Here is an 8,754-nt window from a genome sequence, read left to right on the forward strand (position 1 = left end):
AATTGCAGACATTCGATGTGTTTATACAACGCAAGGTCATTCAGAGTTCTGCATATGGCTTTAGAGGTTAGGTTGATACCCTTTCCGTTTGAACTTTGCATACCGACTGCAATGGCTTGCAGCTTGACACTTCACACGTGTATCAGATTAAGAAATTGCTCTCCTGAGGTGCCGGAGAGCAATCAGGCGGATCAGTCTATACGTGTTCCTGCTGGCCCCACTTGCACGCTGGCAACTGTATCGACCACTGGTTTAATGTCTATGACCACTTTGCCGATTTCACCGTTAAAGCGGAATGGCACTTTATAGTCCTGCACGATCGGCGTGCCCGTGTCTTCACCGATATCAAGCGTCTCATCCAGTGACACGCGTGCAGGAACGGTGCGATCAATCCGGCCTTTGGCAACTTCTTTGCCGTCTATCGTCATCGTCGCTAGGCCGCCCTTGCCTGCACCGCCACCGTCGTAAGCGAAGTCGAGAACGATCTGGTGCTTGCCTGGCGCCAACTTGCTTGGCGATTGCACGCGGAACTTGTGTTCTGGGTAGTGGGACAAGGCGTAGGCGTAGGTTGGCTTGCCATCCAACAGCATCAGCACATTGCCGCCAAACCAGCCGCCCTGAGTCATGATGATGCCTTTGCCACCACCCTCCGGTACGGTGACGTCTGCGGTAATGGAGAACGACTTGTTCTTCATATCTGCAGCCATCGCTTCGGTGATGCGCGTGGTGTGGTCGAAGTAAACGAATTGAGTGCGACCCTTGTTAGGCTGCGGGCGGTTCTGTGGGTCTACCCGCTCGATGTAGCGATCATCCAGCGGGAAAACCTGGTTTTTATTCGCTTCCGACTCAAAAATCTTACGCATCTCTGCCAGCTTCTCTGGGTTCTCGGCAGCAAGGTTCTTCGACTGGGTGAAGTCATCCTTAAGGTTGTACAGCTCCCACTTGTAATCATTGAACGGGTCAGGATTGGTCGGCCCACGACCCTGCCAAGGCAGACGCATAGGCGTGGTATTGGCCATCCAGCCGTCATGGTAGATAGCCTGGTTCGCGATAATTTCAAAGTACTGAGTGGTGTGGCGCTCCTTGGCATCGGCGTCGTTGAGGGTATAGAGCAAGCTCTCACCGTTCATAGGCACTTGCTTGAAGCCGTTAACCGTTTCCGGGGCCGGAATTTTTGAAGCTTCAAGAATAGTCGGCACGATGTCAGTGATGTGGGTGAACTGATCACGGATGCCACCTGGCTCCTTGATATGACCCGGCCAGGACATGGCCATGCCGGTGCGACTGCCACCTAGGTGCGAGGCAATTTTCTTGTCCCACTGGAATGGCGTATTCATGGCATGCGCCCAGCCATGCGAGTAGTGGTTCTGGAACCACATGGTGCCGAACTTATCTATGTTCTCCACCATAAACTCTGGGCGATCTACGATGCCATTGCCGAGTGTTGCCAGCTCACTGGTCATGCCGTGACCAGTCGGGTCTTCAGCGCTGGAACCGTTGTCGCCCATGATGTAAATGACCAGCGTATTGTCCGTCTCACCCATCGCCTCGATGGCATCGAGCACGCGGCCCACCTGGTAGTCAGCGTGGGCTAGCGCCGCCGCATAGGCTTCCATCTGGCGAGCGGTGACGCGCTTCATGTCCGGAGTCAGGTCATCCCAGCGCTTGTAATCTTTGGGGGTCGGATTGAGTACGGCATCCTTAGGGATGATGCCCATCTCTTTCTGCCGCGCGAAGGTAGCTTCACGCAACTTGTCCCAGCCCATGTCGAACTTGCCCTTGAACTTGTCTACCCACTCCTTCGGAGCATGGTGTGGCGCATGCGCGGTGCCCGGCGCGTAATACGCAAAGAAGGGTTTATTCGGCGATACCGACTTCTGCGTATGCATCCATTTGATGGCATGGTCGGCCATATCCGCATCAAAGTGGTAGGTATCTTCGCGGCCAATATAGGGGTCTACAGGAGTGATGTTTTCGTAGACCGCCGGGCGGAACTGGTGAGCATCAGCACCGAGGAAGCCATAGAAATATTCAAAACCCAACCCAGTCGGCCAGAGGTTGTAGGGGCCAGCAGGCGAGGTTTGCCAGTCGGGCACGTTATGGTTTTTGCCAAACCATGATGTGCCGTAGCCGTTATCCGTAAGAATTTCGCCGATGGTGCCCACACTGCGCGAAACCAGACTGTTGTAGCCAGGGTACGGCGTGGAGAACTCCATGATGATGCCAGTCGACGCCACATGGTGGTTACGGCCAGTAATCAACGAAGCGCGGGACGATGAGCACACTGCGGTGGTGTGAAAGCTATTGAAGCGCAGGCCGGCTTTGGCCACTCGGTCCAAGGTCGGAGTGGGAATCGCACCGCCAAACGACTCAGTCGCGCCATAGCCAACATCATCCATCAGCACGAGCAGTACGTTGGGCGCGCCCTCGGGTGCTGCAATTTCGACGGGCCAATCAATCTTGTCCGACGCACCGACAGATGGTGCCAGTTTGCCAACCTTCTGATATGGCTCAATAGGGATGTGACGTCGATCTGGCCACTCCTCAGCACTTACACTGGTTGAAGTACCCAGCATAGCTAAGGTGCAAAGCCCAAAGGCCACTGAAAGTCTACTAATCGTGGTGGGTTTAATGTTCTTTATGTAATGCATTCCCGGCTCCTTTGGTAATGGTGAAGTCCTGACGCAATATGCAATTTAAGTCCTGTATTAGCACAACCATGATGCGATCTGATATATGGCTCAAGTTAAGAAGCTCAGGACGATTCATGCTTAGCGCAGCATAGTCCAATTTATTGTCATATCCAGAAACGCACCATAGCTTCCCAGATTGAATAGTCTCAGCATCCGGCGAAATGATAGTGAATCACTCCTGACTTTCTAAACGCATCGAATGGCTTCTTTTGGGCGAATTGTGCCGCTCGTCAAGGGCCGCAATGGGTGATCAAGCGCCAGTTCGGTTATGTGAAGACGCGCTTCCGTGGCCTGGCGAAGAACACGGCGCAGTTGGTGACGCTGTTTGCTCTGTCGAACCTGTGGATGGCGCGCCGACATTTACTGACGAATGCAGGAGAGGTGCGTCTGTAATGTGGAAATGGCCGCGGCGAGGCTAAGAACACAGAAATGAGCAGGTGAACTGATCGTTTTTCCGCTTTCAAAATCGGCTGGGTCTGAAGTTCGCCAGAAATACATGACTATTTCAGAGCATCCCTAGGTGGGCCTATCTTTATTTTTCGCAGCTTTAGCCTAGGCTGACTGTTCTGAGTACCCACAATCCTGCAAGCGATAGATCAGCGCCCTTTGTCGTTCTACGGATATTCTGCTAGGCGTAAAAATGGATAAAAAATACAAGGATAAACGTATGATCAATCGATCCACATTCGCCCTGCGCGGCATAGTCCTGTGCTCAGCGATAGTTCTCACATCACAGGCCTTGGCCGATGAGACCTCTCCATCCTCTGCAAATATGGCTTTCCCTGCCTCGGAACTCAGTCGGGCAGTAGTCCAGAAGGACAACATGCAGCCTGCTATCCCGCGCCCTGAGCAAGATAAGGTGGCTGACGAGAAGCTTGACGCCTTGTATAAAAAATCTGGGAAGCGGCCAAATATCCTCTGGTTGGTAGTTGATGACTTGGGCTTCGGCGATGTTGGCGGGCCTTGGGGTGGAGGTGCGCAGATCGGTGCAGCCACGCCTCAAATGGACCGTATTGCGGCCAACGGTTTGGCACTGACGTCCACTTATTCGCAGCCTACCTGTACGCCAACCCGTTCAGCAATGATGATCGGTCGCCTGCCGGTGCGTACCGGTTTAATTCGTCCAATTCTTGCTGGCGATAAAGTCACTAAAAACCCATGGGCCGATGAGCATAGTGTTGCTGAGTTGCTCTCAGATTCCGGTTATCACACGGTATTGACCGGTAAATGGCACACAGGTGAACTTGAAGGAATGCGGCCTTGGGAAGTTGGATTCGATGAGTTCCAAGGCTATTACGCTTCGCAAAAAGAACTGACTCAGCAGTTTGACGGTGGGCGTTATCCAGATCTGGTCTATGACTCTGAGAAACTAGGCCGCTTCAAGAAGCTCGGCGGCAAAATTGATATGTATTACGGTGCCAAAGGTAAAGGTGAGAAGGTGGTTGAGAAAACTACCAGTGTCGAGCAGTTCTCTGAGGCTGACCAGACGCTAGCCAACTTCACCATCGAGCGCATTCAGGCACTGGCAAAAACGGATCAGCCCTTCTTTATCGCGCATAATTTTATGCGCGTTCATGCGGATAATCACGCCAGCAAGAAGTTTCGCGGCAGCAGCGCGAGCAAATACCCTTTCAAAGACAACGTTGTCGAAGTCGATACGCTCGTAGGTCGCATTGTCGACTCGCTTGATAAAGCTGGGGTGCTGGAAAATACATTCATATTTATTACCTCAGATAATGGCCCGCAGATGGACAGTTGGCCTGACTCGGGCACGACTCCATTCCGTGGTGGAAAAGGTTCCTCGTGGGAAGGTGGTGTGCGGGTACCGGGCATTGCCTACTGGAAGGGCATGATCAAACCGCGTGAGAGTGCTGGCATATTTGACCTCATGGACTTGTTCAATACGAGCCTGAATCTCGCTGGCGCTAGCGACAAGTTGCTGGATGATCGTTATTACGATGGCATTGATCAGGCATCTTTCCTGCTAACCGACAACGGTGAGAGCAAGCGTGAGGTTGAATATATCTGGACAGGTGCGAGCCTAGCTGCAATCCGCATACGTGAATATAAGATGCACCTTCGGGCGACGGAAGAGCAAGCCACGCATATGGGTATCGACTACAGCACGACAGTTCAAACAGGCCTTTCACCGTGGTTGTTTAACTTGTTTATCGATTCTAAAGAATCCATGCCTTTAGGCCATCGACTTAATCCTTGGCTTGCATCTTTAGTCTCTGAAGCTAAGGCACATGCGGCGACATTCAAAAAGTATCCGCCCAAAAAAATTGGCCTCGAGTGAAGGATTAATTGCAAACCGTCGCAGATACAGTGCGGCGGTTAACGGCTATTTTGTTGATACTTATAGCATCGAGTAAACATCCATTATTATTTAGTGAGGTTTCCGTACTCGCAACCAGAGCCATCACCAATGACTCTGGTTGGCTCGGCACGGATCGAGCGACCTATTTATTCAATGCGTTGCGCGGCCTATAGACACTGATCGTTAAAATGAGGTTTGGCATGCAGGTCGAACAAAAAAAATCTAATAAGTCTTTTAGATTCTATTGGATTACAGTCTTGGTATTAGGGCTAGCGCCCTATGGCTCGGTATACGCTGAAGAAGGTGGCAGCGGCCACTACCAACCAGGCTCAATTGCTTCGTTTATTGATGCTGTACCGCCGGAAAAAGCCTTTTTAGTGCGCTACAACTTAGTTCGTTATAAAGGTTCGGTCAGCCCCTCTGTTAGCTTGCCTATAGCAGGCTCTAGCACAACAGGTGCGAGTGCAGATATTTGGGCACACGGACTGACAATGCTCTGGGCACCGGGCTGGAAGTTGGGTGACTGGAACTACGCCATGAGTACGACGGTGCCATTACTCGATGCCAAGGTTGATGCCAGCGTTGAGTCGAGTGACTTTGGTACTCGGGATCGTAGTGATAGCCTAACGCGCATGGGTGACATCATTCTTATGCCGTTGATGCTCAATTACACAGTGAACCCCGATCTTAATGTCAACTTACGTACGACGTTTTATGCGCCCACGGGAGATTACGAAACAGGGCGTCTAGCCAATACGGGTAAAAACTTTTGGACTTTTGAGCCGACTGCTGGCGTGGCCTACATGGGCCAAAAAAATGGCCGCGAAGCAAGCGTCTATGTGGGATTGGATTTCAATACCAAGAACGATAAAACCGATTACAAATCGGGAAACCAGTTCCATATCGACTCAACGTTTGCCCAGCACTTCCCTTTCGCTGGCGGTGTAGCCGGTGCCGGTTTGTCCGGTTATTACTACAAGCAGGTAACCGGTGATAGCGGTGATGGCGCTACATTCGGTGACTTCAAAGCCAAGAGCGTTGGTGCTGGTCCGGTTATTTCATATGTACGCAATTTAGGCGACGGGGAAATGTTGTCTGAATTAAAATGGCTGCACGAATTCAACACTACTAATCGCCTTGAGGGTGATGTTCTTTTGTTTAAGTTGGCTTTTAAGCAGTAAATTACTGATCGGTTATGATACTTAATAATACATAAATAAGAACGGCCTCTGTGACTACATGGTGCGCTCATAGCTCGACAGGTCTGTTCATCTAATTTAATTACAAGGAGAGTTGGCGATGCTCAGTATGAAACGTGGTTTGTTGACTGCCGTTTTCGCGAGCTTTGGATTGCCTGCGTTTGCGAGTACACCAACTGATGGCTCGGTACTGCCATTTCCCCCGGAGCCAATGCAAAGCGTGGCAAAACCACGTTTGCAGGACTCCACTATGAAGTGGCCGGCACCAGCAGAACATTTACCTAAAGATGTCCCCAACATATTGATCGTGATGCTCGATGATGTTGGATTTGGCGTCTCGGATACTTTCGGTGGTGAGGTTCATACCCCCACCCTCAGTCGGCTGGCTGATGAGGGAATTCGCTACAACACTTTTCATACCACGTCCATCTGTTCGCCGACGCGCGCAGCCTTGCTTACTGGGCGTAATCATACTCGTGTTAGCTCCGGCACCATCGCCGAGCGGGCCGTTGCATTTGATGGCTATACCGGAGTCATCCCCAAGACAGCCGCGACCATGGCTGAAGTCCTCAAGGAGTACGGCTACAAAACATCGGCATTTGGTAAGTGGCACAACACGCCGGCCACTGAAACAACCGCAATGGGCCCTAAAGATCGCTGGCCCAACGGCTATGGGTTCGAGTATTTCTACGGTTTTCTTGCCGGTGAAACTTCACAATACGAGCCGCGTTTGGTCGAAAACTATAATTTCGTTGAGCCGCCCAATGACCCGAAATATCACCTGACTGAGGACATGGTTGATAAGGCTCTGGTGTGGCTCGACAAGCATGAGTCGTACAGTCCAGATAAGCCGTTTTTCATGTATTGGGCTCCGGGTGGGGTGCATGGCCCTCATCATGTTTTTCCAGAGTGGAGTGAAAAATACAAAGGTAAATTCAACGACGGCTGGGATGCTTACCGCGAGCGAGTGTTTAAGCGTCAGTTGGAGTTGGGCGTCATACCGCCCGGTACTGAGCTAACCAAGCGAGAGGACACACTACAAGCATGGGCAGATATTCCAGAGGATCAACGCGCGTTTCAGCAGCGTCTTATGGAAGTTTTCGCGGGTTATGTTGAGCACACGGACACGCAAGTTGGTCGTTTGGTCGATGGGTTGGAGCAGCGCGGGCTGCGTGAAAATACGCTGATCTTCTACATTTTTGGTGACAACGGCTCAAGTGCAGAAGGTCAGCAAGGCTCTATCAGCGAACTGTTGGCACAAAACGGCATCCCAACGACAGTTGAACAGCAGATTACGGCCCTCAACCGTATAGGCGGCCTTGATGCGCTGGGCACCTCTAAGACAGACAATATGTATCATGCAGGCTGGGCATGGGCTGGTTCTACTCCGTTCAAGGGCACTAAATTGCTCGGCTCCTATTTTGGTGGCACGCGCAACCCGCTGGTGGTTTCCTGGCCTAAGGGCATCAAGGCGGACAAGACATTTCGCAGCCAGTTCAGCCATGTCACCGACATTGCGCCGACTCTGTATGACCTGCTGCATATAACCCCTCCGAAAACGGTCAACGGTTACGAACAGATCCCTATCGACGGTACAAGCATGGCAAGCACCTTCAGTGATTCCAAGGCAGATACCCAGAAGAATGTTCAATTCTTTGATAACAACGGAAGCCGTGGCATCTATAAAGATGGTTGGTTTGCTGGGGCAATGGGGCCGCTCTATCCATGGAATACGCCCGCGTCAAAGTCACGCATTGCCAACTGGGACTCTGCGACCGATGGTTGGGAGTTGTACAACCTCAAGGAAGATTTTTCTCAAGCGGACGATCTGGCTACGAAAATGCCGGATAAATTAGCCGCGCTGAAGCAGGACTTCCTCAAACTCGCCGAAGACAACAAAGACTTCCCACTGGGTGCTGGTCTTTGGCTGCGGATGTATCCGAAGGATCGGGTATCTACGCCTTATGACAGCTGGAAGTTCAATTCTAATACTCAGCGCATGCCTGAATTTACTGCACCGGGTATCGGCCGCGAGAGCAACACGGTAGAGGTGGATCTTGAGGTCGGTAAAGATGCCAACGGTGTGCTTTATGCGCTGGGCGGGTCGGGTGGCGGTGTAGCCCTCTATATGGACAAGGGCCACTTGGTCTATCTCTACAACATGCTGGTCGTCGAACAGTATGAGGTCCGTAGCGCCGAACCACTTAGCCCTGGTAAGCATCGGATTGTCGTGCAGACACGTATCGCAGGCCCTGGCCAAGCTGGTACGGCGGTAATTATGGTGGACGATAAAGAAGTTGCCAATGCAGAGCTTAAGCAAACAGTGCCACTGGCATTTACCGCAAGTGAGACCTTCGATGTCGGCATGGATCTCGGGTCAACTGTGTCGCTGGATTATGCCGAACAACGGCCTTTTGCGTTCAACGGCAAGATTGAACAAGTTAGAGTCGTGCTCGAGTAAAGCCGCGCATCGCTAAACTCAAGAACGCCGGCACTTGTCGGCGTTCTTAATGAAGCACTGTAAGCGCTCCATAAATCCCAC

The 8,754-nt window shown here is 51.7% G+C and carries 4 protein-coding genes and 1 pseudogene; 4 read left to right on the forward strand and 1 reads right to left on the reverse strand.

The annotated features are described in order from the left end of the window. Window positions 1-191 precede the first annotated feature (191 nt). Window positions 192-2,576, reverse strand: coding sequence for an arylsulfatase (locus FEZ62_RS20570; protein WP_201970354.1), 2,385 nt, complete (start codon window positions 2,574-2,576; stop codon window positions 192-194). A 363-nt stretch (window positions 2,577-2,939) separates the two neighbouring features. On the opposite strand from FEZ62_RS20570, the pseudogene FEZ62_RS20575 reads away from it, so the two are divergent. The 4 genes and pseudogenes from FEZ62_RS20575 to FEZ62_RS20590 form a co-directional block, all read left to right on the forward strand. Then, a pseudogene (locus FEZ62_RS20575) lies at window positions 2,940-3,086 on the forward strand (IS5/IS1182 family transposase); the annotation flags it as partial. A 247-nt stretch (window positions 3,087-3,333) separates the two neighbouring features. After that, window positions 3,334-4,992: a sulfatase-like hydrolase/transferase gene (locus FEZ62_RS20580; protein WP_201970355.1), complete on the forward strand. Its 1,659-nt coding sequence runs from the start codon at window positions 3,334-3,336 to the stop codon at window positions 4,990-4,992. A 221-nt stretch (window positions 4,993-5,213) separates the two neighbouring features. Next, a complete protein-coding gene (locus FEZ62_RS20585) occupies window positions 5,214-6,194 on the forward strand; it encodes a transporter (RefSeq protein ID WP_172929645.1) in 981 nt (326 codons plus the stop codon). Window positions 6,195-6,312: 118 nt separating this feature from the next. Next, window positions 6,313-8,673, forward strand: coding sequence for an arylsulfatase (locus FEZ62_RS20590; protein WP_172929646.1), 2,361 nt, complete (start codon window positions 6,313-6,315; stop codon window positions 8,671-8,673). Window positions 8,674-8,754: the final 81 nt, after the last annotated feature.

The sequence above is a fragment of the Pseudomonas sp. MS19 genome (assembly GCF_013277615.1).
GTDB lineage: Bacteria > Pseudomonadota > Gammaproteobacteria > Pseudomonadales > Pseudomonadaceae > Aquipseudomonas > Aquipseudomonas marincola.

Bases quoted from the DNA above. Each gene is read 5' to 3' on its own strand.
- FEZ62_RS20570 (WP_201970354.1), bottom strand. From the start codon at position 2,576: ATGCTGGGTACTTCAACCAGTGTAAGTGCTGAGGAGTGGCCAGATCGA.
- FEZ62_RS20580 (WP_201970355.1), top strand. From the start codon at position 3,334: ATGGATAAAAAATACAAGGATAAACGTATGATCAATCGATCCACATTC.
- FEZ62_RS20585 (WP_172929645.1), top strand. From the start codon at position 5,214: ATGCAGGTCGAACAAAAAAAATCTAATAAGTCTTTTAGATTCTATTGG.
- FEZ62_RS20590 (WP_172929646.1), top strand. From the start codon at position 6,313: ATGCTCAGTATGAAACGTGGTTTGTTGACTGCCGTTTTCGCGAGCTTT.